We start from the raw sequence: 22,853 nt of genomic DNA, 5'->3' as shown, positions 1-22,853 counted from the left end.
ATCACCATGCACGACCCCACCCAGGTCCGAGGCTCCCACCACCACGACCACGGCCACGGCCACGACGACGAGTTCGTGCGGCGCCCCAAGGACGGCGTGCTGCGCGTCGGCGTCGCCGGACCGGTCGGCTCCGGCAAGACCGCGCTGATCGAGGCACTCGTCCCGGTGCTGATCGGGCGCGGCCGGACCCCCGCCGTGATCACCAACGACATCTACACCTCCGAGGACGCCGCCCATGTGCGGCGCACCCTGGACGGGATCCTCGCCGCGGACCGTATCGTCGGCGTGGAGACCGGAGCCTGCCCGCACACCGCGGTCCGGGACGACCCGACGATGAACCAGGCCGCGGCCGACGAGATCCTGGAGCGCTTCCCCGAGGTGGACACGCTGCTCTTCGAGAGCGGCGGTGACAACCTGACACTCACGTTCAGCCCGGCGCTGGTCGACCTCTTCCTGTTCGTGCTGGACACCGCGGAGGGCGACAAGATGCCCCGCAAGCGGGGCCCGGGCATCACCGAGTGCGAGCTGCTCGTCATCAACAAGATCGACATCGCTCAGTATGTGCGGTGCGACCTCGCCCGGATGGAGTCGGACGCCCACCAGGTCCGGCAGGGGCGGCCGGTGGTGCTCACCAACTCCCTGACCGGAGAGGGCCTGGACACCATCGCCGACTTCCTGCTGGCCCATGAGGCGGCGCAGCCGTCCGGCCGGGAGGCGGCCTCCGCATGACCAAGGCGCCCGCGCGGCTGGAGCCGGCACACTACGAACCCCGGCGGGTACCGGCCCGGATGCTCGGCCTGACCGGCACTCCGGACACCCTGGCCGCCGGGCGCCCCGGCAAGGTCGGTCTGCTGGAACTGCGCTACGCACGCGTCGGCGACCGCACCGAACTCGTCGACCGCTACCAGAAGTCGCCCCTGCAGATCATGCGGCCGCTGTACGTGGACCCGCTGCGGCCGGACATGCCGGTGACGTATCTGATGTCCACCGGCGGCGGCATCGTGCAGGCCGACCGCAACCGGATCGACATCGACTGCGGGCCCGGCGCCGCCGTGCACCTGACCACGCAGGCCGCCACCAAGCTGCACCGGGCCGAGTTCGACCACGCCACCCAGGTCGTCCACCTCACCGCCGGCGCCGACGCCTACGTGGAGTACCTGCCCGATCCCCTGATTCCCTACCGGGACGCGCGCTTCTACCAGCAGACCTGCGTGACCGCCGACCCCACGGCCACCGTGCTGCTGGGCGAGACGATCGCGGCCGGCCGGCTGGCCCGCGGTGAACGGCACGCCTACCGCCTGCTGTTCAGCGACCTGGAGATCACCCGCCCGGACGGCGAGTTGATGGTGGTGGACACCGTCCGGCTGGATCCGCGGGGGCCGGGCTCGGTCACCGGCCCGGCGGTCTTCGGCGGCCACGACCTGATGGCCACGCTCTACGCGGTGACCCCGCTCGCCCCCGCGGCGGAGGTCGCCGACACGCTGCACGAGGCCCTGCGGACCACCGGCCTGGCCTTCGGCGTGAGCGTGCTGCCCGACGACTGCGGGGCATGGGCACGGTTCATGGGCAGCGAACCGCCGGCGGTCGCCCGCGCGATGCGCACGGCCTGGGACCACCTACGCCGCCTGCTCATCGGCGTGCCCGCTCCCGACCTGCGCAAGAACTGACGGGCTGTCGTCCCGGCCCCGGCCGGCCCCCACCCGGCTCCGGCGCGCGGCGCCGGGGCACGAGCACGACGCCGCGTGCCCGACAGTACCGGGCTGACCGCCGTCAGGAGGGCTCCGGCCGTCCGAGGGCCGGTACGGGGAGTGACCTCCCCGCCCGCGACCGCGGTCCGCCCGCCGCCTCGGTTCCACAGCAGCCCGGTGCCTCGTCGACGAATGCGGTGAGGCGGCAGAAGCAGGAAGCTCCGACACGTACATCAGCGGCGCCCACCGCGATGTCGCGCTGGAGAGCGAGCTGCCGCGCCTCCTCATCCCGGCCGAGCCGGGTGAGGCATTCGTGGTAGCCGTGCAGGCTCCACACGTTGTTCGGATGGGTGCGCCACCGGGCCAGGGTCCTGTCCATGCGCAGGTCGGCCCGGTACACTGCGGCGGCCTCCTCGATGTGGCCCTGTTCGAGGAGGAGTGCGCCGTAGGGGTGGCGGGCGGGGAGCAGCCAGGCCGGCGGGTCGGTGTACGGCAGGGCGTCCTCGAGCTCGATCGCCCGGCGCAGATCGGCAAAGGCCGCGCCGACGTTTCCCTTACGGTACTCGAGCTCGCCGTCCAGCATCGCTGCGGCTACCTCGAGGACTTCGGCCTCCTTGGCGGGCAGGGAACTGAACCGGGTCTCGGGGACGGCCGCCCGCGCGGTCTCGAAGACGTCCCGGGCCACTTCCGCCTCGGCGATCCGGCCGAGCGCGGAGAAGGCGATCGCCCGCGAGTAGCAGATCATCGCGGTGGTGGCGCTGAACAGTTCCTGGTCCTCAGGCAGTTCGAGGCCGAGGATCTCCTCCCAACGGCCGAAGCGGATCAGCACGTGCGGCAGCGTGGTGCGGTAGCTCTCGGCCAGGTCCGCCATCGGCGGGCTGGTGACCTTGAGCACCTCGGGCGTGACGATCTCGTTCAGTCGCCGGGCCGCCCACAGGGCGTCCTGCGACCGTCCGGCCATCATCGCGCCGTAGGCCAGAAAACGGATGTTGTGCGCACGGTAGGAGAAGTAGCGGCCGATGCGCCTCTCCCGCGCGAAGTACGTGTTGTCGACGGCGGCGGCGACGCGGTTGGAATCGATGGTGTTCCGGTAGTCCCCGCAGGCCGCGTCGATGTGGGTGGCCATGTGGGCCATGTGCGAGCCGTCCGGGACCGCGTGCCGCAGCGCGTCGGCCGCCGACAGGGCCAGCTCGGGCTGGGACGACATATCCATCAGGTGGATGTACATGTGGTTCAGCGCGGGATGGCGCTGGGCCTCGGGCCGGGCCAGGACGGTCTCCAGCACCTCGCGGGCTTCCACGGTGTTCTCCCCGGACGGCTCCCCGTCGTCGCACCACAGGGCGCGGGGGCTCACGCACAGCAGCGCCTCGGTGAAGAGCGCCGTCGCGTCCAGGTCCTCGGTGTGCTCCTCATGGACGGTGCGCATGGCGTCGGCGTAGGCGAGGTCGAGCAGGGCGGGCTCGGCGGTGTCCTGGCCGGCCGCGCGCTCGGGGAAACGGTGCACGAGTGCCCCGATCAGCGCACGCTCCACGGAGGTGGCGTCCTGGGCCAGCGACCGCGCCCGGCCCAGCGCCTCGTGCGCGTACGTGAGGGTTGCGGCCAGGTCGCGGTCGTCGAAGAGCCGCCACGGCTTGTTGTAGTTGGGGCCCGCCGCGTAGGCCATGCCCCAGTAGGCCATCGCGCAGCGGGGGTCGTGCTCAACGGCCTTCTCGAAACACCTGGCGGCCTCGTCGTGGTTGAAGCTGTACGCCCACAACAGGCCGCGGTCGAACCAGAGCTGGGCCTCGGTGGATCGGGTGCTCACCGGGTAGCTGTGCTCGCCGAGGTCGTAGGGGTAGTCGGACACCGGGTGCTCTCCGATCACTCGCGGTTCACGGACGTGACGACCGTAGGCTTCCGCGTGCGGGGGCCGGTAGAGGCCGAGCGGTGATGCGGCCATAACCGACGTCGATCGCTCATCGTCAGTCAGGGGCTTGGCCGAGCTGTGGCCGCACGGCCGCGTCTCGGCGTCATGTCTCCGAATGCGGCAACACGGACCCCGCCCGTCACTCATCGGCCATAAGCAGTGCCTATATGGGTATTCAACACCGTCCCCTACTCCGCGGGCGCGAGGCGGACCTACCGTGAGCAGTCGATGTGGTAACGCCATTCGATGCGGCTCGGCCGCACCGGCGGACCGGACTCCACAGCACATTACCGACGTCATTCGATTCCTGCCCGCAGAGGTGACTGCCGCTCTCCGCTCCGGCCGGCTGTTTTCCTCTCGTGCCAGGCCGTCAGGTGACCCGTGCGCCTGTCGGCACCCGACTCCACCACCGGTCCTCAGGAGCACTACGTGAGATATGACCAAGAAACCGGCACCGCTCATGTCCGGACCTTCATCGAGGCGAACTCCGCCGGGGACTCGAAGGACTCGATATTCGACGAGGTCGTCGACCGAAAGAGCTCGAACTCCATGAAATGGGCCTTCCCCGAGGTTTTCCTCACTCCGGACGAGGTGGCGGCCGACCCCTTGCCGATGTGGGTCGCCGATACCGACTTCAGGGCACCGGAGGCCGTGGCCCACGCGGCCCGGAGTGCAGGGCACCGCTGACACGGTGATGAACGTCGTCGCCGCAGTGGGAGCCAGCCTGTCCGGGCCTCTCATGGGCAGCACCGGCTTCGGCGGACTCAACGCGTTCGCCGGGGCCCTCGTGCTGCCCGTCGTCGTCTTCGGCTTCTTCCTTGCCCACACCCGCAGCCGCACGCGCGCAACGGTGTAACGGGCGTCCGCAGGCTCAGATCAACGTGTCGGCGAGGAGCCGGGCTTGTTGCCGCAGCTCGTCGGCGAGATCGTACGCCCGCTCGTCAGAGAACCTTTCGAGCGGCACGGCCAGGGCGAGTGCGGCGACCAGGCGCCTGGCGCGATCGACGATCGGCACCGCCACACCCGCGACGGCCTCGTTGAACTCGCCGTGATTGACGGCGTAGCCCCGTTTGCGGATCACATCGATCTCGGCCTCGAACGCCTCCCACGTGGTGAGCGTCGCCGCCGTCACGTGGGGGAGGCCGCGCGGAAACAGGCTGTGAAGATCACTGTTGGACAGAGCAGCGAGGAGTGCCTTGCCGCCGGCGCTGGCATGCGCGGGCACCAGAAGTCCGGTGTCCGCGGCCACCCGTACGGCACTGGAACCTTCGGCGCTGTCGATGATCCGTGCGTCAGGCCCCTCGAGGATGAACAGATGGGCCGTCTCACCAGTGGAGAGGGCAAGACCGTCCAAGTATGCGCGGGCCTTCCGGCGGACGTCGAGGTCCCCGACCGCCGCGATCCCGATGGCGATGAGCGTGCGTCCCGCTCTGTACTTGCGCTGCACCCGATCTCGCTGGACAAAGCCTTCGGCTTCGAGTGTGGCTAGGAGCCGGTACACGGTCGACGTGCCCAAGCCCAGCTCTTCCCCCACGGCCACGGCCTTGATGCTCGGTTGGTGCTGCAACATCTGCAGGATGCGCAGCGCGTTCTGCACCGACTGAAGCTTTCCCTCATGATGGGAAGTGTTTTCCCGCATAGAGGGATCTTACGGCAGGTAGATGTCGTTCTGCGGCGCATTCCCTAGCGTGCTCGGCATCACATCGGGGCTCGGCACCGCTCGATCGCGATTCCTGCTTCCTGACGAACCGCCCCCACCGCCGGCGGCACGCACCGGAGCGGACACACGCCAGCCCGGACACCGGCGCCCACTTTGCGCATGTCCGAGAGAGGGAAATGAACGTGAAGACACGACTATCGATGTCATCTCGCTGAAGGCAGAGACCGGCGGATCGCTGTGGAACCCCGTCGTCTGCCGGGTCAACACCGATGCGGGAATCCACGGCTATGGCGAGGCGGCCATGGCGTACGCCATCGGATCATCCGGCGCGTCGGGAATGGTCAAGGACTTCGCCGGATTGGTCGTCGGAATGGACCCGCTGGCGAACGAGGTGATCTGGGAAAAGCTCTACAAGGAGACCATGTGGGCGCAGAACGGCGGGCTCGTCGCCTTCGCCGCGATCAGCGCCATCGACATGGCGCTGTGGGACATCAAGGGCAAGTTCTTCGACGTTCCGGTCCATCAGCTCCTGGGCGGAAAGCGGCGCGACCGACTGCGCAGCTACGCCAGCCAGCTGCAGTACGGCTGGGGAGAGCGGGTCGGCCGGTGCTCCCGCGTGAGCGACTACGTCGATGCCTGCACGAAGGCACTGGACGAGGGCTTCGACGCGGTGAAGATCGACTACCTCATCTTCGACGGTGACGGAAATCGCTTCGTGCCGGAGCAGACCACGCGGCTCCTGCCCTCGGCCACGCTCGGCCTCGTGGAGGAACGGCTCGCTGCCACCCGCAAGGCCGTGGGCTCGGGAGACATCATCATCGAGGCGCACTCGAGCACTGACGTCGCGTCCGCGATCCAGATCGGCAAGCGCGCCGAGAAGTACGACATCTTCTACTACGAAGAGCCGACCACGCCCCATCCTGAGCTGCACCGGCGGGTCGCGGACGCGGTGGACATCCCCCTGGCCAGCGGCGAGCGGATCTACGGCAGGTGGGACTACGCCCCTTACCTCGAAGCAGGAATCCTCGGCGTCATCCAGCCCGACCTGGGCACCTGCGGCGGCCTCACCGAAGCCAAGAAGATCTGCGACACGGCCGCCACCTACGACATCGGGGTGCAGCTGCATGTGTGCGGTACGCCGCTGTCGACGGCCGCGGCACTGCAGGTGGAGGCGGTGCTGCCGAACTTCACCATCCACGAACACCACATCTTCAACCGCATGTCGTGGAACAAGGACCTGTGCGTCCACGACTACCAGCCGGTCGACGGACACATCGAGGTCCCCGACCTTCCCGGCCTCGGCAACGAACTCTCCGCGTACGCCCTCGAGAACGCGCACATCGAGACGGTGTCGGAGCGGCGCGAGCGGTACACACGCACACCGTCGAAGTGACCCTCGTCTCCGTCGCCCCCGCACATCGCGCCGACCGTGCCCAGGAGTCTGCTGCGCCAGATCCCAGCTCAAAGGAGAGTATGCATGGACACGTTGAACAGCCCACCCGGTGACATCCGGCGGAGAACGATGGCGAAGGTTCTTCGGCGCACCGTCCCGTTCCTGATGGCCCTGTACTTCGTCAACATCCTGGACCGGGTGAATCTCGGCTACGTCGCCCTGGACATGCAGGACGAGCTGTCCATATCCGCCGCCGCCTACGGGTCACTGGCCGCCGCGTTCTTCGTCGGCTACTTCTTCTTCGAGGTCCCCAGCAACGTCCTGCTGGAGAAGTTCGGCGCCAACAAGGTGATCTCCAGGATCATGGTGACGTGGGGCATCGTCACCATCCTCACCTTCTTCGTCACCGCATACTGGCAGATCTACGCGCTGCGCTTCCTGCTGGGCGTCATGGAGGCCGGCTTCTTCCCCGGGATCATCTTCTACCTGTCCCAATGGGTTCCGTCCAGGTACCGGGCCAAGGCGGTCACCCTGTTCTTCGTGGGCAGCCAGCTGGGAACCGCGTTCTCGGGTCCGATCGCCACCCGGATCATGGACCACGTCTCCTGGCTCGGCCACTCCGGCTGGCGCTGGGTCTTCATGCTGGAGGGAGTCCCCGCCGTCCTGCTCGGCATCATGGCCTACGTCTACCTGACAAATCACCCGGAAGAAGCCAAGTGGCTGTCGTCGCAGGAGAAGACCTGGCTCACCGCCGAACTCGCCGCCGAGCGGAAGGTCAACCGGTCCGAGAACCATGGGGTGAAGCAGGCGTTCCGCAGCGCACGCGTCTGGCACCTGGCCGGGATCTACATGCTCTTCCAGGCCGGCACCCAGGGCATGGCCTACTGGGCGCCCACCGTGGTGAAGGGAATGTCCGACGCTTTCAGCAACTCCACCGTCGGCATGATCCTCATGGTGCCCCCGCTGCTCTCCATCGGCGTCATGCTGATTCTGAGCCGCCACTCCGACAAGGCCGGCGAGCGGAAGTACCACGCGATGTTCCCCATCGTCCTGGCCGTCTCCGGCATCGTGATCGCCGCTGCCGGCGACAGTGTCACCATGAAGATCGCCGGAATCATCATCTACGGCAGCTCGTATCCGTCGTTCCTCGGGATCTTCTGGACCCTCCCCTCGATCTACCTGACGGGAGTGCAGGCCGCTGTCGGACTGGCCATCATCAACGCCAGCTCGAGCGCGTCCACTTTCGCCTCCAACACCGTTCTCGGATTCCTGAGTGAGGCGTACGGAAATGTCGGCGTCCTGGTTTTCATCGGCGGGTGCATGGGCGTTGCCGCTCTGCTCCTGCTGATGTTCAAGGCATCGGACAGGTCGCTCACCCCCGGCCTCCAGCACGATGTGGCGCCCGCGGCGAAGCCGTCCGATGGCGCTGCGGTGACGCAGCGGACCGAGTGATCAGCAGGCTGCCGGGTTCCTGGTCGCGGCTTCGGCTCACCGCCTCAGGAGGAGTCATGGCCGCGACCGCCTATCGTTGCGAGGAGAAACCACGTTGGAGATCACCAGCGGGACCCCCGATCTTCCGGGAATCGGCAATGAGCTGTCCGCATACGCTCTGACCACCGCCCGCGTCGAGACGGTGTCCGTACCGCGCCACCGGCTGACATACGCGCCGGAGGGCTGACGGGCGACATGGGAACGGACAAGGGGAACAGGTGAAGGTGTGAGTCGTCTCGAACACGACGGCGGAGAGATATCCGGAACGACGCCCGGTGTCGCGCTGACCATCATCGCGGCAAGCACGCTGTTGTCGATGAGTGTGTGGTTCTCCGCTTCATTCGTCCTTCCCCAGCTGACCGAGGAGTGGCAGTTGAGCCCCGGCTCCGGGGCGCTGCTGACCGTCGCGGTCCAACTGGGATTCGTCGTGGGCGCGGTCTTCTCGGCAATGTCGGGAATGGCCGACAGGATGGCCAATCGCGTACTGATGTGCGGCGGCGCCCTGGGCGCGGCGGCGGCCAACCTCGGCGTGCTGCTGGCCGGGGGGCTGTGGCCCGCGGTCGCTCTGCGGTTCGTCACCGGCTTCTTCCTGGCGGCGGTCTATCCGTCAGCGCTCAAGGAGACCGCGACGTGGTTCCGCGCCGGACGGGGCAAGGCGCTGGGTACCGTGATCGGCGCACTCACCGTCGGCTCGGCGCTGCCCCACGCCGTCAACGCCGCCGGAGGTGTGGACTGGCGTCTCGTCATCGCGGTGACGTCCCTCCTGGGCGCGCTCGGCGGGGTGCTCGCCCTTGCCCTGCGGTCGCCCGGGCCGTATCCGTTCCCGCAGCGACACGTCACCCTCGGGGGCGCCCTGCGATCGCTGCGCAATCGCGATGTCGTTCTGGCCGATCTCGGTTACGTGGGGCACATGTGGGAGCTGTACGCGATGTGGGGAACGGTGGCGTCGCTACTGGCGAGCGTTCCGGCCGTCGAGGACTCCGCCCGCCCGAACGTGCTGGCATCGGCGATCGCCTTCCTGTGTATCGGTGTCGGCGCGGTCGGATGCCTGGTCGGTGGTGTACTCAGCGACCGCTGGGGCCGCGCTTACGCCGCCCGCGTCTGCCTCCTCTGTTCCGGCGGCGCCGCGCTGCTGCTCGCCCTCGGCATCGACGCGATGCCATCAGGGGTGATCATCGCAGTGTGCGCCTTCTGGGGCTTCTGGGTGGTGGCCGACTCCGCCCAGTTCTCGGCGCTGGTCACCGAACGAGCGGACCCCGACTACGTAGGCGGCGCGCTGTCGTTGCAACTCGCGCTCGGCTACCTGACCACAGCCCTCACGCTCTGGGGCGTCCCCGTGCTGGTCCAGCACACCTCGTGGCGGGTCGCACTGCTGGTCCTCGCCGCGGGGCCTGTCCTGGGGGTGGCAGCAATGGGCAGGGCAATCGCCAGGGACCGGCGAGGCTCGCCCCACCCGCGCGTATCCCTCTGACAGGGAACCCGACGCGGATGGGGGCCTCTGCGCGCCCGGGACTGCGCCGTTGATCCGGTGCCCATGCGCATGCACGCAGACCGCGGCGGGCTTCAGTTGACCTTCTTGAGCGGCCGGAGCCGCCTGGGCGGCGTGTGCTTGTTGGTTGCTACCGGACCGAGGGCTACGGGAGCGGCGACTCTCTCCACGGCGCCGACGCGAATGCGGCTCCATGGCCGGCCCGGCTCGGCTGCCCGGCCCGGGCTCGCCGCCACCATGGCGGCGAGCCGGGAGGGCCTCTCACTGGTCCTGAGGCTTCTCCAGTCCCGGCCGGACCGGATGCCACGGTGCGTCCCGGCGGGTGCGGCGGGCGCCCGCGGCGAGCCGGAGTGCGCGTACACCGGCCGCTCGCCGGGGACGGGGCCGAGGTAGGTGTGGCCGGTCAGGTGGCACCAGGCGGGCAGGTCGAGTGGTGCGGCGGGGTCGGTGGCGACGACGTGGACGACGGTGCCGGGTGGCGCGCCGTCGATCCGCTTGCGCAGGCGAAGCAGAACGGTGACGCAGAGCAGCCCGGTGCCGTCGACGGTCAGGTCGGCCCCCGGGAGCGCCGATAAATGTGTCATCGGCTGTTCGAGGCCGACGTGGTCGCGGAAGCTGTGGCCAGGGCCGACGGCAGGTCCAGGCCGCACGAGGTGACCGGCCGTACGCTGCCCTCGGCCAGGCGATAGGACAGGCCGACGACCGCCGCCCGCCCGGCGGTGACCTGGCCTGCGAGTTCCCGGGAACGGTCCATGACGAGGTCGACGGTGTGGCGGACGTGCGTGTCGATGAAGCCGTCGTCTTCCCTCACGCCGGCGGCCTGAGCGGCCAGCACACTGGGGGTCACCCGCTCGATCACGTCTCGCACGTACCCATGGGCGCTCGTGCCGTTCGCCACGGCCGCGCGGGTAGCCGCGACGGCTCCACAGGCGTCATGGCCGAGGACCACGACCAAGGGGCAGCCCAGCACGCTTACTCCGTACTCGATGCTGCCGAGGACCTCTGGTCCCACGGCGTGCCCGGCGGTGCGCACCACGAACAGGTCTCCCAGCCCTTGGTCGAAGATGATCTCGGCGGCCAGACGGGAGTCGGAGCATCCGAGCAGTACGGCGTACGGGTGCTGGGCGGATGCCGTGTCGGCGCGGCGACCGGCGTCCTGGTTGGGGTGCCGGGGTGTGCCGTCGGTGAAGCGCTGGTTGCCGGCCAGGAGCAGGTCGAGGGCTTCGCGCGGGGTGGCAGGGGTTCCAGGGGTGTCGTCACTCATGGCCCGCAGGCTACGACCACGCCCGGCTCACCGACGCGCGGGGGTGGGTGGATAACGTGTCGGTGCGTTCAGACGAGGAGGGCCGGCGGTGGCGTGACCTGATGCACGAAGCCGGCCGGCAGGCCGGGCACGATCCCGACCGGATCTCCTTCAGCCGTACCCTGCGCGTCGTCGGCGTCCGCCGGCTCCAGGAAGCCGTCGGCGCACACACGGCCCCGTCGGCAGCCGTGGGACACGGCGTCCCGAGCGGGCCGGAATCCGTTCCCCGCCCGCCCTGAGCCCACTGCCCTTGTCAGCCGGACCTGACGCCGCAGTCGGGCGTCGCCGAGGACAGGACGGCGTGCGCCGCGCGTTCCCCGGAGAGCAGGGCCCCTTCGATGTGCCCGGCATGGTCGGTGGCCGTCTCGGTCGAGGCCCAGTGCAGCCGGCCACCGAGCGCCGGCCGCTGGTAGAGGGGGTGACCGAAGAGTGAGTAGTCGGCGTGCGCGGGCGCGGAACGCGGGGCTGTCCAAGGCTCACGGCTCCAGTCCTGCACATGCAACGCCTCGGGTGCAGCGGCGGCGGGCCCGAAGCACGCCCCGAGCTGTGCGGCCACCGCGTCTTCGAAGCCCGGCCGGACGAGGCGGGCGTGGGCGAAGCCGAACAGTGCCGCGGGACGGCCGCCGGCCCCGGACATGTCGTGGATCTCCTGAAGCGGTCCGGACCGGCTGAAGGCGGTGCCGGCGAGTCCTTCCTCCCGCCAGAAGGCGGAGGGGTAGTGGACGACGACCTTGGCGACGGCAGCCATCCACACCGGGGTGGAGCGGGCCAGCCGGACGAGGCTGCCGGGAAGCGTGTCACCGAAGTCGATGCGCTCCAGCGCCAGCGCCGGCGGGACGGCCAGGACGACCTGAACAGCACTGAACGTGCGCTCCGAGGTGTGCACGTATACCCCGCCCCCACCGGCGGGGCGGATCCCGGTGACGGGTGTGTCCAGCAGCACGGTGCCTTCGGGCAGCGCCGCCGCGAGTACCGAGGCCAGGCGCTGAGCCCCGGCTGCGAAACGGTAGGCCGGGACGTCCATCATGGTGCCCGGGTAACGGCGGGCGCCCGTCCCGTCCTGAAGGAGGGCGTCTCCGGCCAGATGCTGGTCGAAGACCTCCGTCCCGGTCCGGGCGGCCAGAGTGGCGACGCGCTTCTCCCCCGGCCAGAACCAGGTGGCACCCCAGGGCACCGCCGTCGACGGGCGTACTCAGCAGACGACCGCCGACTCGCGTCCGCGCCTCCAGGCAGAGGACACCACGTCCGGCGCTGTGCAGCGCGGTCGCGGCGGCCAGCCCGGCGGCGCCGGCGCCGATCACGATGACGTCATGACTGCCACTGCGGGGCATGGGTGGCTTCCCTTCGGCAAGTGGTGGGGTACCGGCCGCTTCAGGACGGAACGGCACAGGCAGTACGGCACGGCAGCGAACAGGGGTCCGCCCCCGACAGGGGTGTCCGCCGGGCGGGAGCGGACGCGACCGGCTGACCGGCAGGCAGGGCACGAACACGGCAGGGGACGAGCCGGTACGGTCACGACACCTGGGCGGTGTCCAGCACGATGCGGAACCGGGGGGTTGCGGACCGCAGGCGTGAGACGGCCTCACCGGCCTCCCTCAGCGGCATCCGCTCGGTCATGGGGCGTACTCCGTTGGTGACGGCGAAGACCATGGCCTCCTCCGTGTCCCGGGGGCTGCCGGTCAGATGCCCGGTCACACTCTGTCCCTGACTCACCAGTCGTCCCACGGGAAGGCGGAGAGAGCCGTCGTCCACCCCCACCAGGGTGAGCCGGCCGTGCACCCGCAGCCCGCTGATCAGGTCCTCCAGTGCCTCGGTCGAGGAAGCGGTGCACACGATGTGGTCCGCGCCGCCCAGTTCCGCGAGGGCCGCGCCAGGGGCCCGGCGCGTGCTGTCGATGTAGTGCCGGGCTCCCAGACCACGCGCGAGTTCCTCTCGGTCGGTGCCGCGGGCGATGGCGATCGTCTCGTAGCCGAGCCGCGCCGCGAACTGCACCGCGAGATGCCCCAGCCCGCCCAGCCCGAAGACGGCCACCCGGCCACCGGTCCGCGTACCGGCCTTGCGCACGGCGTTGAAGCAGGTCACGCCCGCGCAGCCGAAGACCGCCGCGTCGAAGAGGTCCAGGCCGTCGGGGATCCGCGCCAGCGCGTCGGCCGGCACGGTGATGCTCTGCGCCCAGCCACCCGGGTAGGACAGTCCCGGCACCCTCCGCTCGGGGCAGTGCACGACGTCGCCGTCACGGCAGAAGGCGCAGTGCCCGCAGCTGCCGCCGAACCAGCCGACGGCCACCCGCTCCCCGACCGTCCAGCCCCGCACCCGGTCACCGACCTCGGCGATGATCCCGGCGACCTCATGTCCGGGCGTCACCGGAGCATCCGGGTGCGCCTTCGTCGCCATGGCCGTGCCGATATCGGCGTGGCACACGCCACTGGCCACGACGGACACCCGGACGTGATGTCCTCGCGGCGGGACGGTAGGAGCGGCGGACGGGATCAAGGGGCCGTTCGGCTCGGCCACGACCATGGTGACAGCGGAGTGAGACACGGTGCACTTCCTGGATGAACAGCTGCGAGTGTTATAAGGGTGAGTGATGAGGAGGTCACCAGGCGGCCCACGGTAGGCACCGGTGAGCGGGGACGGTAGGTGATATCAGCGAATGGGGCGATAAGTGGTGGCTATGACGGAACGACTGAACGTCGAGGGACTGCGCTATGCGCAGGCGGTCGCCGAGACGCGATCCTTCAGCGCCGCGGCGCGGGCGTACGGTGTCACTCAGCCGGCCTTGTCCAACGGGATCGCGAAACTCGAGGAGCGGCTCGGGGAGAGGCTCTTCGACCGGTCGCCGCGCGGCGTGACCCAGACCGCCTTCGGCATCCGCATGCTCCCTCTCATCGAGCGTGCCGTGGCCGCACTCGACGCCGTCGCGGCGGAGGCCAGAGGGCTGACCGAACCGAGTGAGGACAAGATCCTCATGGGCGTCTCGCCGCTCATCGGCCCGCAGCTGGTGGCCCGGGCGTTCAGCGCCGTCCGCGAGTTGCCCACACCCCGCGATCTCGTGCTGCGCGAGGCGAACATGCAGGACCTGCGGGACGGCCTGCGGGCCGGGCAGCTCGACATCATCCTCATTCCTGCCGTGACGGCGATGCCGCGATTCGAGCACCGGGTCATCGATGTGGAGCCCATCGTCGTCGTCGGCCCGGCCGCCGGGGACGATGCCGCGCTCGAACTCGCCGAAGCCGCGGACGAACAGTTCATCCTCGTGCCGGACGCGTGCGGCCTGACGACGTTCACCACCCAGCTCTTCCAGGCGCACGAAGTGCCGTTGCGCACCTATCCGGGGGAAGCGGCCAGCTATCGCGTGCTGGAAGAATGGGCCGGTCTCGGGCTGGGCTCGGCGATGATTCCCCAGTCCAGGCTCACCTCGCCGGATGTCCCCCATCGCCCCTTGCTGAACGGGGGCCGGGAGGTGCAGATCTCCTTCGAGGCCGTGTGGCACCCGGACTCCGCGCTGCGCGCAGACCTCACCCTTCTGGCGAAGGCACTCGGCGCATCCTCTTAGCCATACTCGACGCTTATGCCTCGATTCAGTGGACGCCCCTACCGGACCTTGCGGCGCGTGCCTAGCTTGGCGGTATTCCCGCGGTAGTCCCGCAGCGCATTGTCAAACACGCCAGAAAGGCAGCCATAGCCATGGCCTATCTTGAGATCACACTGCACGTGGACCCGGCCAACCGTGTTGCGGCGGCGGCCGTCTACGAGAAGTACAAGCAGCGGTTCCTGGACACCGTCGCCGGCGCCACCAGCAAGGAACTCCTGATCCGGGACGAAGACGTGCAGGTGCTCCACGGCTTCCGGTCCGCGGCGGACGCCGGCGCATACCTGGACAGCACGCTGTTCACCCAGGACGTCGTGGGCGAACTCCGGCCGTTGCTGCGGACAGAACCCGACGTGCGCGTCTACGACACCGTCTGATGTCCCCGACACCGTCCCCGCCCCCGCACGTCTCGACTGCTCCGTCCGGCGCAGCGGCGAGAACGCGGCACGGGACAGGACAGTCCCGGTCTTCGACCCCGATCGTGTGGCGAAACGGCAGTACATGAAGGAGCGCGGCGTGAGTGATGTGCGAGTCACCCCGTGGCAAGACGGCGATTTCCCTCCTCCCCCGCCTGAGTTGCTTGCGGGTATGCGGGCCCGTCGGCCCAACGGCCAACTGATCGGCATTGACCGGGTATTGCTGAGAAGCATCCCGCTCGCAACTGGCTGGAACGGGCTACTGGGCCGGGTCCGCGCCGAATTCAGCCTGGAGCTGGAGTACCGAGAACTGATCATGCTGCGGGTTGCCGTTCTGAACCATGCGGACTTCGAATGGGGCGTGCATTACCCGGCGTACCTGCGGGCAGGTGGCACAGAAGAGAAGTGCGAAGCCCTGAAGGAACAGAGCGGAGGCAGCGACATCTTCAACGAAGAGGAGCGCGCCCTTATCACGCTCACCGACCAGTCAACGAACCGAGTCGAAGTTGACGCTGAAGTCATCGACGGACTGAAGCGCCTGTTCGGTGAGACGAAAACAGTGGAAGCGGTTGCCACGGTCGCGGCCTACAACATGGTCTCCCGCTTCCTGGTGGCACTGGCCATCTGAAGCGCCGGCGAAAGACTGTGGCACACCGCCTCGCCCCGGGTCGTTCCCGCCTGACTGCGGGGACGACCTGGCATCGCCGTGCTGTGCGGCGATGCCGCACAGCCCCGAGGCCGCTTCTCAGTCGTGGTCCGGGCGCAGCCGGCGGTTGGTGCCGGAGCGGCCGATGTCCAGGTCCAGCAACGAGGTCAGTGTGGTGCCGCTGTTCCAGAAGCCGAGCAGGTTGACGTCGATGAGCGTCAGGTGCTGCCGGGCGGCGAAGGTGCGGGCGGGGCCGGTGAAGACGCAGGAGGCGACGAAGAGGGGGACGTCGGCGCCGTGTTCGGCGCGTGCGGTGCCGTTGAACGTCTGGATGTCGCGGCTGCCGACCGTGCGATGCTTCGCATAACGCTTGCACTGAATGACGATCTTCCGCCCGTCGGGCAACCAGCCGATCACGTCGGCGCCCAGGTCGCCGGCGCCACCGACTCGCTTCACGCGGGTGCAGCCGTCGCGACGGCACAGCTCAGCGACGTACTCCTCGAACTCGCGATCGTCCATGGCCCAGACCACGTCCAGCGATCGGCGGGCCTGCCGCCGCTCTTCTTCGGCGAGCCGTGTTTTCTCGGCCTGTGCTTCGCGTCGCCCGGCGCGTACCAGGCCCGTGACCACGACCGCGGCGACCAGTGTGGCGACTACCCCCAGCAGCGCTGTCCCCATGTCTTCTCGCCCCTCCCCTGTGTAGCGATCTGCCGCCCTTGTTGCTCCCCATGCGGCGGTGGATCCATCCGTTGGGTTCCCGGCAGGTGAGGGGCCGAGGTGCGGCAGTTCCTGGCCCCGTTGTGGACGGCGACCGACACGCTGCCCGCCAAGCGGCCACCCCGGCCATCAGAACGCCGGCGAACCACCCGAAAGCGCGGCGCTCCGCGGGCCCCGCCGGAAAACAGCGGACGGGCGGAGGCCTTGGGTGCTCCCCCCTTGGCACACGAACCGCCCCAGACGCAGCCGTGCCTACCGGCCCAGGCCGCGCCGGATCGCCTGCTCGACCGGCGAGATCCCGTGGTCCACGTCGTACGGCTCGGCCGGGTCCAAGGGCGGCTGGGCGAGGAACCGCGGCCGTGTGCCGTGGTGCGGTTGAGCGGCGTGTACCACAAACGGGTGGCACAGGTAGACATCACCGGGCCGGCCAGTGGCGAAGGTGACCGCACGGTGCTCGGTCGCCGGTACGGCCCGCGTCGAGATGTCCAACATCGTCAGGCCGTGCTCGCCGTACGGCGCCAGCAGGGGTGCCACGTCGAGGTGCGAACCGACCCGGATGCGGGTGGGCGCTTCGTTCTCGCCGATCTCGGAGAAGAGAAAGAGCATGAGCAGGGCCCGTCCCTTGGAGGCCACGTTGACGCGGTAGCTGAAGCAGTCGGCCGGGTCGGCGTCGCCCTGGAAGCTCGCGTCGAGGTGCCATCCGTCGTCGCCGGGCGGCTGGGCGCTGGGAAACCGGATCGGAAACGTGCCGAGCCCGCCGCGTGGCGTCCAGCGACCCGGCCCGACCAGCCGGTCGAATGCCGCGGTCAGCCGAGGGCTGTTGGCGGCCACCCGGAACGGTTCTTCCGTATGGCCGTTGATCCTGATCACCGGCCTGGTCCAGGTGACCGGGTCGTCGGGATCGCATCCGGTGTCCCTCCACAGGATCGCCCGGCACTCAGCCGCCACCTCCTCGGGAAACGCCTGCTCGACCTTGACGAAACCGTCCTCGATGAACCGGTTGACCTGGTCGTCCGTCAACATGACCCCAGACTGCCAAGAACCAGCGGTCACCGGCGAATGGGTTTTCGCCCCCTCGCCGCCGCGCCCCCTCGCCTCGTCCCCCTCGCCGCGTTGCCGCCGAAGGCGGAGGCAGCGGGGGACGTTTCGCTCGTCCACCGGGTCTTGGGAGCCCGCGCTGCCGGGCTCATGACCGCGTTCACGGGCGCGGCTGCCGGGCTTCAGGCCCCGTCGCGCCGGGTCTTCTCCGGACGGCAGCCCAAGATGACCGAGACGTCACAGCGGGGAACCGCGGGGCTGCTCGAGAGGATCAAGGAAAGCAACGTGGACGTGGCCTTCGTAGGAGTCGAGATCCAGGACGAGCGCCTCAGGGCCAGGCCGATCAAACCGGTCCCGTGCCCCACCCCGGCCCGCGGCGGTGGTCCGTACGGCGCTGGAGAGGGGGACGAGCCGACTGGAGGGGGAACGGGCCGAGCCGGGCCGTCGCGGGGTGGGCTACCACCCCCATGGCGGACGCCGTCCTGTTGCTTCGAGGACCACGCCCTGCGTGAGGACGGCGAGCACCGGGAACGCGTCACCGCCCACCACTCCACGTGCCGTCGGCAGCGCCGCCTACTCCCCAGGGCGTGCTGCCGCACCGGACGCACCGTCCGCGAGCTGACCGAGCGTCTCGGTGAACCCCTTCCAGGCGGTCTCGGTGTCCTCGGAGCGGTCGTGCTCGCCCCGGAACCACTCCACGAACTCGGCGACGTCCAGCAGGCTCCACCGCAGTCGGTACAGCGCGAGCCCGGCCGGGTCCGGTGTGCGGCCGGTGAGTTCGGTGTAGCGCGCCAGTTCCGAGGGGTCGGCGGAGATGAGGGACAGGTCGCGCTCAGGCGGGGCGAGCCCCACCGTGTCCCAGTCGACCAGCCGGTAACCGTCCTCGCCCAGGATGAGGTTGCCCGGATGCGGCTCGCCATGCGTGACGACGAGGGGTGCCCCACGGCGCCGTACCTCATCGGTCAGCTCGGCGAACTCCGCGCAGCGGGCGCGGATCGTCGCGGCGTGCTCGGCCAGCAGCTCCCGGGCGGGCTCGGCGAACGGGCCGCCCGACCACACGGCGTCCAGCTCGCCCAGCGCCTCGTGGACACCACTGAGCCCGGCGGGCTCCAGGGTGGTCGGCGGAGTGGTCTCCGGCGGCGTCCGGCCGTGCAGATCCGCCAGGAGTTCCAGCACCTGGTCGCGCTCGGCCTCCGAAAGGCGCTGCCCGAACTGACCCGGGCGGCCCGGCACATGGGGGAACACCGCGAGGGCGTACCGCGCGTCCAGGGCGACGACCGTCCTGCCGTCGGCCGCGGGTACGGGCGCGACGACGAACCGCAGTCCGTCGCGCTCGCGCAGGGTTCGCGCGGTCTCCATGGCCCGCCGCAGGCCCTCCAGCGCCGCTGCGGCGCCCCGTCCGCAGTACTCCTTGTGCTCGAGATCGGAGACGGTGGCGAACCACGGCCTGCCGTCCTCGTCGATGACCTGCCAGTGGTAGTCCCCGAAGCCGACCGGGGCGTAGGAGACGCTCGAGGGAGGCACGCGAAATCCTCTTAAAGCATCCCATAAGCGTTCTTCATTGAATTCTTCCGGAAGATTCTGCATAGCTCCACGCTAGCAACTGGTGTCCCCCGCGGGAAAGTTGACGTCGAAGTTCCGCGTGCCGCGCAGCGGGGAGCAGACCAGCAGCGGTGCCACCGCGATCAGCGCCCCGGCCAGCACCCACAGCGCCGTGCGGACCCCCAGATGTGCCGCGAGCGCGCCACCGGCCATGGCACCGAGGGGGGCCACGCCCCATACCGCGAAACGGAAGATCGCCGACACCCGGCTGAGCATGCCCGCCGGACAGGCCCGCTGGCGGTAGGTGACCTGGAGGATGTTGAAAGCCGTGACGCCGACGCTGATGGCGATGTGCGAGAGGGGGAAGAGCGCGATCCTCCAGCCGTCGTCGGTCAGCGGAGTCAGCAAGAGGAACGGGGCCGCCGCGGGCACCGCGAGCACGGCGGTCCGGGCGTCCCCGAAGCGCCGGGCCAGGCGGGGCGTCAACCAGGCTCCGGTCAGCGCGCCCACCGCGCCGGACGCGAGAAGCACTCCGACCAGGCCGGGCGGAACGGCGACGACCTTGCTCAGGAACACCACGTTCAGCGCGAACGCCCCGGAGAAGACGAAGTTGTTCAGCCCGGCCGACAGCGCGAACGCGCGCAGCACCTTGTGGTCGCGGACGAAGCGCAGTCCTTCCCAGGTCTGTCGGACCAGGCCATGCGGCGGCTTGGGCGGCTTCGGCTCGGGCACCGCGATGCGCCACAGCAGCACGGCCGAGACGGCCGAGGCGACGGCGTTCGCCGCCAGCGCCCAGTACGCGCCGAGCCCCTGCACGGACAGCCCGCCGAGTCCGGGCCCGCCCAGCTCCGCTCCGGACCGCACCAATTGGAGCGTACTGTTGCCCTGGACCAGACGGTCGTCGCTGACCAGGTGCGGCAGGTAGCTGTGGTCGGCGATGTCGCCGAACAGTTGCGCGCCGCCGAGCAGCAGCGCCGCCCCGTAGATCATCGGCAGGGACAGCACATCGCCCGCCCAGGCGAGCGGCAGCGATGCCAGGGCCACGCATCGGGTCACGTCGGCGGCGATCATGACGCGGCGCAGGCGCATCCGCTCGACCAGCGCCCCGGCGGGCAGTCCGAGGACCAGATAGGCGGCGAAGTAGGCGCTCTCGATCAGGGCCGTCTGCCAGGCCGACGCGTCCAGGGCCAGGACCGCGGTCAGCGGCAGCACCACGAGCGTCGCCGCGGCCCCCGTCTCGTTGAGCACGTGCGAACCGACGAGGAGGCGGAAGCCCGTGCGCCGGGCCCGGCCACCACCGGAGTCCGGACCTGCCGAGGTGTCGGAGCGCCGCGCCTCGGCCTGGGCCCGGCCCGGAGTGCCGCCCTGGTCGTTGTCGCGGAGGGGATCAGCCATCGCCGGCCACGGTGCGGTCGTCCTCCGTCGCGCGCCACTGGTTTTCCGCCCCCGGCACGGACTCGCGGCGTCGCGCGGCCACCGCCGCGGGCTCCTGCGGCGCCGTCACTCCGCACCGACCAGCGCGCGCAGCCTGTCGGCGAGGGCGGGCGCGCAGGCGAGCGTCAGCGCGCCGCCGGGTTGTGCCCCGGGGGCACCCCCCACCCACGTGCCCGCCTCCTGGGCGATCAGCGCTCCGGCCGCGTGGTCCCACGGCCGGAGGTCGGCCTCGTAGTAGCCGTCCAGACGGCCGGCGGCCCTTGGCGTGTCCGGCGCGCAGCGTGCGGAAGTGGGCCCCGACCACCTCGCCGAAGGCCGGTCCGTCGCACCGTCGCGGTGCGTGGCACGAGCACACGGCGCGCGGGGGCCGCGCCGGGCAGCCCGAGCCCGGTGAGCCGCCGGCGCTCGAAGTAGCGCCAGGTGTGGCCGTTCAGGTGCCGGCTCAGATAGCGCTCGGCCGCCGGACGCAGGTCGACGTGGTGCTCGGGCTGCATCACGAAGCCGACGGCCCGCACCAGATCGCCCAGTGTCTCCGGTACCCGGTCCTCTCGGGGGGACCACCAAGAGCTGCGTGGTGCCAGTGGTCCCCATGGCGCAGGACGATAGTGCCCACGCGGGTCCGTGTCCGGCGTTCACCGGCCCGGGGCCGCGCCGCGGTGGCCGGATCCGGTGCCACCGAACGAGCGGCGGCCGCCTGGTGAGGGCCGCGCGTATCCCGTCACCCCAGCGACCGCCCCTCCCGGCGAGTTCCGGACGACCGGCAGCCCGCGCCCCCCACCCACGCCGAGACCCCTCGGCGGCGGGGCGCCACGGCGTGGGGTGCCGGTACCCGACGACGCGGCCCGGTGGGGTGCCGGGCCGCGCCGGGGCGGGTGGTTCAGGCGGTAGGCTGCCGCTCACCGGCCGTGGCGGCTTCTTCCTCGCCGGCCCGCCGGCGGCCGGTGAGGGCGCTGCCGACGAAGACGGCGGCCAGCGCGCAGACGATCAGGCCGATGACGGCGGCGTGGCTGATGCGGACGGCCCCGCCGAGCAGCAGCCCGGAGACGCCGAAGTCGGCGTCCGAGAAGGTGGAGTTCTGCAGTCCGACGTCACCGAGGAAGGGCAGGACGAGCAGCGGGAGGAACGTGATCAGGAGGCCGTTGACCATGGCGCCGAGTACCGCGCCGCGCCGTCCGCCGGTCGCGTTGCCGAGGACGCCGGAGGCCGCGCCGGTCATGAAGTGGGCGACGATGCCGGGGATGATGATCGTGCCCCCGACGGCGACGAGGACGCCCATCCCGATGAGTCCCCCCACGAAGCTGGACAGGAAGCCGATCAGCACGGCGTTCGGGGCGAAGGTGAAGACGATCGGGACGTCGAGGGCGGGCCGGGCGTTGGGGACCAGCTTCTCGGAGATGCCCTTGAAGGCGGGGATGATCTCGGCCAGGACGACTCGGACACCGGCCAGGATGATGAACACGCCGGCGGCGAACTTACCGGCCTGCATCACGGCCCACAGCAGATACCACTGGCCGTTGCTCAGCTTGTCCTCGACGTAGCCCTGCCCGGCCACCAGGGTGACGAGCAGATAGATGACGCCCATGGAGCTGGCGATGACGACGGTGGTGTCCCGCAGGAAGCCGAGCCCCTTGGGGATCTTCAGGTCTTCCGTGGACTTCTCGGGGTTGCCGAAGAGCTTGCCCACCAGACCGCTGGTGGCGATGCCGAAGTTGCCCGTGTGGCCGAGCGCCACGTTGTCGTTCTTGGTGGCCTGGCGCATCCAGGGCTGGACGAGGGCGGGCGAGAGGGTTGTGATCAGGCCCTGGGCGAGAGCGCCCCAGAGGACGGCCTGCCAGGAGCTGAAGCCGTTGGCGATGAGAATCACGGCGATCATCGCCGCCAGGTACAGGGCGACATGCCCGGACATGTAGATGAACTTGAACCGGGTGAACCGCGCCAGGAGCACGTTCACCACCATGCCGAAGAAGAAGATCAGCGCGGCCTGGGATCCGTAGTCGGTGAGGACCTTGCCGACGATGGCCTCGTTGTTGGGCACGACGCCCTGGACCCCGAAGGCGTGCTGGAACATGTCGCCGAACGGAGTCAGGGCATCGGAGACCACTCCGGCGCCCGCCGCCAGGACGAGGAAGCCGACGAATGCCTTGGTCGTCCCCTTGATGGTGTCGGAGAGGGACTTGCGTTGCAGCACAAGGCCCAGGAGGGCGATCAGGCCGACGATGACGGAGGGTTCGCGGAAGACATCGAGAAGGTTCTGCAGAACGCTGTTCACTGACAACGCCTCTCTTCGGGCACGACGAGGCCGTGACGGCGGGGAACGGTGGATGCCGGGGTGAGCGGCGGGAGGGCGCACGGCCGGACGGGCGGTGGCGCGGCCCGTGATCGACGGGGAAGGGGGACGTCGAGTGCTGCGGGCCGGGATGCGCAGGGTTGCGCGGGGAGTGCGCATGACGGTGGTGCACGCGGTGTGCCGCGGGCCCAGGGCGCATGGGCGGTGGCTGCCCGATGTGCGGTGGGGCGGGCGCCGCCACATCGGGCCGC

23 protein-coding genes and 1 pseudogene are annotated in these 22,853 nt (G+C 70.0%); 11 read left to right on the top strand and 13 right to left on the bottom strand.

Going from position 1 to position 22,853, the window contains the following annotated elements; all coding sequences use genetic code 11:
* Positions 1-6: 6 nt before the first annotated feature.
* Positions 7-729 (top strand): urease accessory protein UreG, encoded by a 723-nt coding sequence (gene ureG / locus AXW62_RS02045; RefSeq protein ID WP_244502729.1) that lies wholly within the window; start codon positions 7-9, stop codon positions 727-729.
* The gene (locus tag AXW62_RS02040) at positions 726-1,667 is read left to right on the top strand and encodes an urease accessory protein UreD (protein ID WP_060942948.1); all 942 of its coding nucleotides are present in this window, start codon (positions 726-728) and stop codon (positions 1,665-1,667) included. Before ureG ends, AXW62_RS02040 begins: the two co-directional genes overlap by 4 nt.
* Positions 1,668-1,770: 103 nt before the next feature.
* On the opposite strand, the gene AXW62_RS02035 is transcribed toward AXW62_RS02040, so the two are convergent.
* Positions 1,771-3,534, bottom strand: coding sequence for a tetratricopeptide repeat protein (locus tag AXW62_RS02035; RefSeq protein ID WP_252368472.1), 1,764 nt, complete (start codon positions 3,532-3,534; stop codon positions 1,771-1,773).
* Between the two features lie 489 nt (positions 3,535-4,023).
* Between AXW62_RS02035 and AXW62_RS02030 the strand changes: the two genes are divergently transcribed.
* Positions 4,024-4,281 (top strand): hypothetical protein, encoded by a 258-nt coding sequence (locus tag AXW62_RS02030; RefSeq protein WP_060942947.1) that lies wholly within the window; start codon positions 4,024-4,026, stop codon positions 4,279-4,281.
* 4 nt (positions 4,282-4,285) lie between these two features.
* A complete protein-coding gene (locus AXW62_RS02025; RefSeq protein ID WP_159060787.1) occupies positions 4,286-4,450 on the top strand; it encodes a hypothetical protein in 165 nt (54 codons plus the stop codon).
* Between the two features lie 15 nt (positions 4,451-4,465).
* On the opposite strand, the gene AXW62_RS02020 is transcribed toward AXW62_RS02025, so the two are convergent.
* Positions 4,466-5,233, bottom strand: a complete 768-nt coding sequence (locus tag AXW62_RS02020; RefSeq protein ID WP_063817506.1) for an IclR family transcriptional regulator — start codon at positions 5,231-5,233, stop codon at positions 4,466-4,468.
* Between the two features lie 22 nt (positions 5,234-5,255).
* On the opposite strand from AXW62_RS02020, the gene AXW62_RS02015 reads away from it, so the two are divergent.
* The 4 genes from AXW62_RS02015 to AXW62_RS02005 all read left to right on the top strand — a co-directional run bounded on the left by AXW62_RS02015 (position 5,256) and on the right by AXW62_RS02005 (position 9,609).
* A complete protein-coding gene (locus tag AXW62_RS02015) occupies positions 5,256-6,647 on the top strand; it encodes a mandelate racemase/muconate lactonizing enzyme family protein (RefSeq protein ID WP_079115425.1) in 1,392 nt (463 codons plus the stop codon).
* An 84-nt stretch (positions 6,648-6,731) separates the two neighbouring features.
* Positions 6,732-8,099, top strand: a complete 1,368-nt coding sequence (locus AXW62_RS02010; RefSeq protein ID WP_060942944.1) for an MFS transporter — start codon at positions 6,732-6,734, stop codon at positions 8,097-8,099.
* 94 nt (positions 8,100-8,193) lie between these two features.
* The gene (locus AXW62_RS46560; RefSeq protein WP_289305987.1) at positions 8,194-8,325 is read left to right on the top strand and encodes a hypothetical protein; all 132 of its coding nucleotides are present in this window, start codon (positions 8,194-8,196) and stop codon (positions 8,323-8,325) included.
* Positions 8,326-8,364: 39 nt separating this feature from the next.
* A complete protein-coding gene (locus tag AXW62_RS02005; protein ID WP_060942943.1) occupies positions 8,365-9,609 on the top strand; it encodes an MFS transporter in 1,245 nt (414 codons plus the stop codon).
* 92 nt (positions 9,610-9,701) lie between these two features.
* Here AXW62_RS02005 and AXW62_RS45355 read toward each other — a convergent pair whose 3' ends face one another.
* The 5 genes and pseudogenes from AXW62_RS45355 to AXW62_RS01985 form a co-directional block, all read right to left on the bottom strand.
* Positions 9,702-10,211: a sulfurtransferase TusA family protein gene (locus AXW62_RS45355; RefSeq protein ID WP_252368470.1), complete on the bottom strand. Its 510-nt coding sequence runs from the start codon at positions 10,209-10,211 to the stop codon at positions 9,702-9,704.
* Positions 10,208-10,891, bottom strand: a complete 684-nt coding sequence (locus AXW62_RS01995) for a carbonic anhydrase (protein WP_060942942.1) — start codon at positions 10,889-10,891, stop codon at positions 10,208-10,210. Before AXW62_RS01995 ends, AXW62_RS45355 begins: the two co-directional genes overlap by 4 nt.
* 292 nt (positions 10,892-11,183) lie before the next feature.
* Positions 11,184-12,104 carry a flavin monoamine oxidase family protein gene (locus AXW62_RS40275; RefSeq protein WP_252368469.1) on the bottom strand — a complete coding sequence of 307 codons (921 nt, stop codon included), beginning with the start codon at positions 12,102-12,104 and terminating at the stop codon, positions 11,184-11,186.
* A 52-nt stretch (positions 12,105-12,156) separates the two neighbouring features.
* Positions 12,157-12,261 (bottom strand): annotated as a pseudogene (locus AXW62_RS45350) (FAD-binding protein); the annotation flags it as partial.
* Positions 12,262-12,442: 181 nt separating this feature from the next.
* The gene (locus AXW62_RS01985; RefSeq protein WP_252368468.1) at positions 12,443-13,471 is read right to left on the bottom strand and encodes an alcohol dehydrogenase catalytic domain-containing protein; all 1,029 of its coding nucleotides are present in this window, start codon (positions 13,469-13,471) and stop codon (positions 12,443-12,445) included.
* Positions 13,472-13,604: 133 nt separating this feature from the next.
* On the opposite strand from AXW62_RS01985, the gene AXW62_RS01980 reads away from it, so the two are divergent.
* The 3 genes from AXW62_RS01980 (at position 13,605) to AXW62_RS01970 (ending at position 15,566) form a co-directional block, all read left to right on the top strand.
* Positions 13,605-14,486, top strand: coding sequence for a LysR family transcriptional regulator (locus tag AXW62_RS01980; RefSeq protein ID WP_060942940.1), 882 nt, complete (start codon positions 13,605-13,607; stop codon positions 14,484-14,486).
* Positions 14,487-14,617: 131 nt separating this feature from the next.
* On the top strand, positions 14,618-14,899 hold the full coding sequence (locus AXW62_RS01975) for a hypothetical protein (RefSeq protein WP_060942939.1): 282 nt from the start codon (positions 14,618-14,620) through the stop codon (positions 14,897-14,899).
* Between the two features lie 139 nt (positions 14,900-15,038).
* Positions 15,039-15,566: a carboxymuconolactone decarboxylase family protein gene (locus AXW62_RS01970; RefSeq protein ID WP_060942938.1), complete on the top strand. Its 528-nt coding sequence runs from the start codon at positions 15,039-15,041 to the stop codon at positions 15,564-15,566.
* Positions 15,567-15,683: 117 nt separating this feature from the next.
* Here AXW62_RS01970 and AXW62_RS01965 read toward each other — a convergent pair whose 3' ends face one another.
* The 6 genes from AXW62_RS01965 to ulaA all read right to left on the bottom strand — a co-directional run bounded on the left by AXW62_RS01965 (position 15,684) and on the right by ulaA (position 22,584).
* Positions 15,684-16,262 carry a restriction endonuclease gene (locus AXW62_RS01965; protein ID WP_060942937.1) on the bottom strand — a complete coding sequence of 193 codons (579 nt, stop codon included), beginning with the start codon at positions 16,260-16,262 and terminating at the stop codon, positions 15,684-15,686.
* Between the two features lie 291 nt (positions 16,263-16,553).
* Positions 16,554-17,324 carry a phytanoyl-CoA dioxygenase family protein gene (locus AXW62_RS01960; RefSeq protein ID WP_060942936.1) on the bottom strand — a complete coding sequence of 257 codons (771 nt, stop codon included), beginning with the start codon at positions 17,322-17,324 and terminating at the stop codon, positions 16,554-16,556.
* A 588-nt stretch (positions 17,325-17,912) separates the two neighbouring features.
* Complete coding sequence (locus tag AXW62_RS01950) at positions 17,913-18,863, bottom strand: phosphotransferase (RefSeq protein WP_252368467.1); 951 nt, start codon at positions 18,861-18,863, stop codon at positions 17,913-17,915.
* A gap of 72 nt (positions 18,864-18,935) precedes the next feature.
* Complete coding sequence (locus tag AXW62_RS01945; RefSeq protein ID WP_060942933.1) at positions 18,936-20,276, bottom strand: MFS transporter; 1,341 nt, start codon at positions 20,274-20,276, stop codon at positions 18,936-18,938.
* Between the two features lie 105 nt (positions 20,277-20,381).
* Complete coding sequence (locus AXW62_RS47000; RefSeq protein WP_502688727.1) at positions 20,382-20,906, bottom strand: inositol monophosphatase family protein; 525 nt, start codon at positions 20,904-20,906, stop codon at positions 20,382-20,384.
* A gap of 286 nt (positions 20,907-21,192) precedes the next feature.
* Positions 21,193-22,584 carry a PTS ascorbate transporter subunit IIC gene (ulaA, locus tag AXW62_RS01940; RefSeq protein ID WP_060942932.1) on the bottom strand — a complete coding sequence of 464 codons (1,392 nt, stop codon included), beginning with the start codon at positions 22,582-22,584 and terminating at the stop codon, positions 21,193-21,195.
* Positions 22,585-22,853 lie beyond the last annotated feature (269 nt).

Origin of the sequence: Streptomyces hygroscopicus subsp. hygroscopicus (genome assembly GCF_001553455.1) — a bacterium.
Taxonomy (GTDB): Bacteria; Actinomycetota; Actinomycetes; order Streptomycetales; family Streptomycetaceae; genus Streptomyces; species Streptomyces hygroscopicus.
This window is presented reverse-complemented; position numbering and strand designations above follow the sequence as displayed.

Excerpts from the sequence above, each read along its gene's own strand:
- AXW62_RS01945 (WP_060942933.1), bottom strand. The coding sequence starts at position 20,276 with ATGGCTGATCCCCTCCGCGACAACGACCAGGGCGGCACTCCGGGCCGG.
- AXW62_RS01960 (WP_060942936.1), bottom strand. The coding sequence starts at position 17,324 with ATGTTGACGGACGACCAGGTCAACCGGTTCATCGAGGACGGTTTCGTC.
- AXW62_RS02020 (WP_063817506.1), bottom strand. The coding sequence starts at position 5,233 with ATGCGGGAAAACACTTCCCATCATGAGGGAAAGCTTCAGTCGGTGCAG.
- AXW62_RS45355 (WP_252368470.1), bottom strand. The coding sequence starts at position 10,211 with ATGACACATTTATCGGCGCTCCCGGGGGCCGACCTGACCGTCGACGGC.
- AXW62_RS01975 (WP_060942939.1), top strand. The coding sequence starts at position 14,618 with ATGGCCTATCTTGAGATCACACTGCACGTGGACCCGGCCAACCGTGTT.
- AXW62_RS02010 (WP_060942944.1), top strand. The coding sequence starts at position 6,732 with ATGGACACGTTGAACAGCCCACCCGGTGACATCCGGCGGAGAACGATG.
- AXW62_RS02015 (WP_079115425.1), top strand. The coding sequence starts at position 5,256 with ATGTCGTTCTGCGGCGCATTCCCTAGCGTGCTCGGCATCACATCGGGG.
- AXW62_RS02040 (WP_060942948.1), top strand. The coding sequence starts at position 726 with ATGACCAAGGCGCCCGCGCGGCTGGAGCCGGCACACTACGAACCCCGG.
- AXW62_RS01965 (WP_060942937.1), bottom strand. The coding sequence starts at position 16,262 with ATGGGGACAGCGCTGCTGGGGGTAGTCGCCACACTGGTCGCCGCGGTC.
- AXW62_RS01995 (WP_060942942.1), bottom strand. The coding sequence starts at position 10,891 with ATGAGTGACGACACCCCTGGAACCCCTGCCACCCCGCGCGAAGCCCTC.
- ureG (WP_244502729.1), top strand. The coding sequence starts at position 7 with ATGCACGACCCCACCCAGGTCCGAGGCTCCCACCACCACGACCACGGC.
- AXW62_RS47000 (WP_502688727.1), bottom strand. The coding sequence starts at position 20,906 with ATGGGGACCACTGGCACCACGCAGCTCTTGGTGGTCCCCCCGAGAGGA.
- AXW62_RS01980 (WP_060942940.1), top strand. The coding sequence starts at position 13,605 with ATGACGGAACGACTGAACGTCGAGGGACTGCGCTATGCGCAGGCGGTC.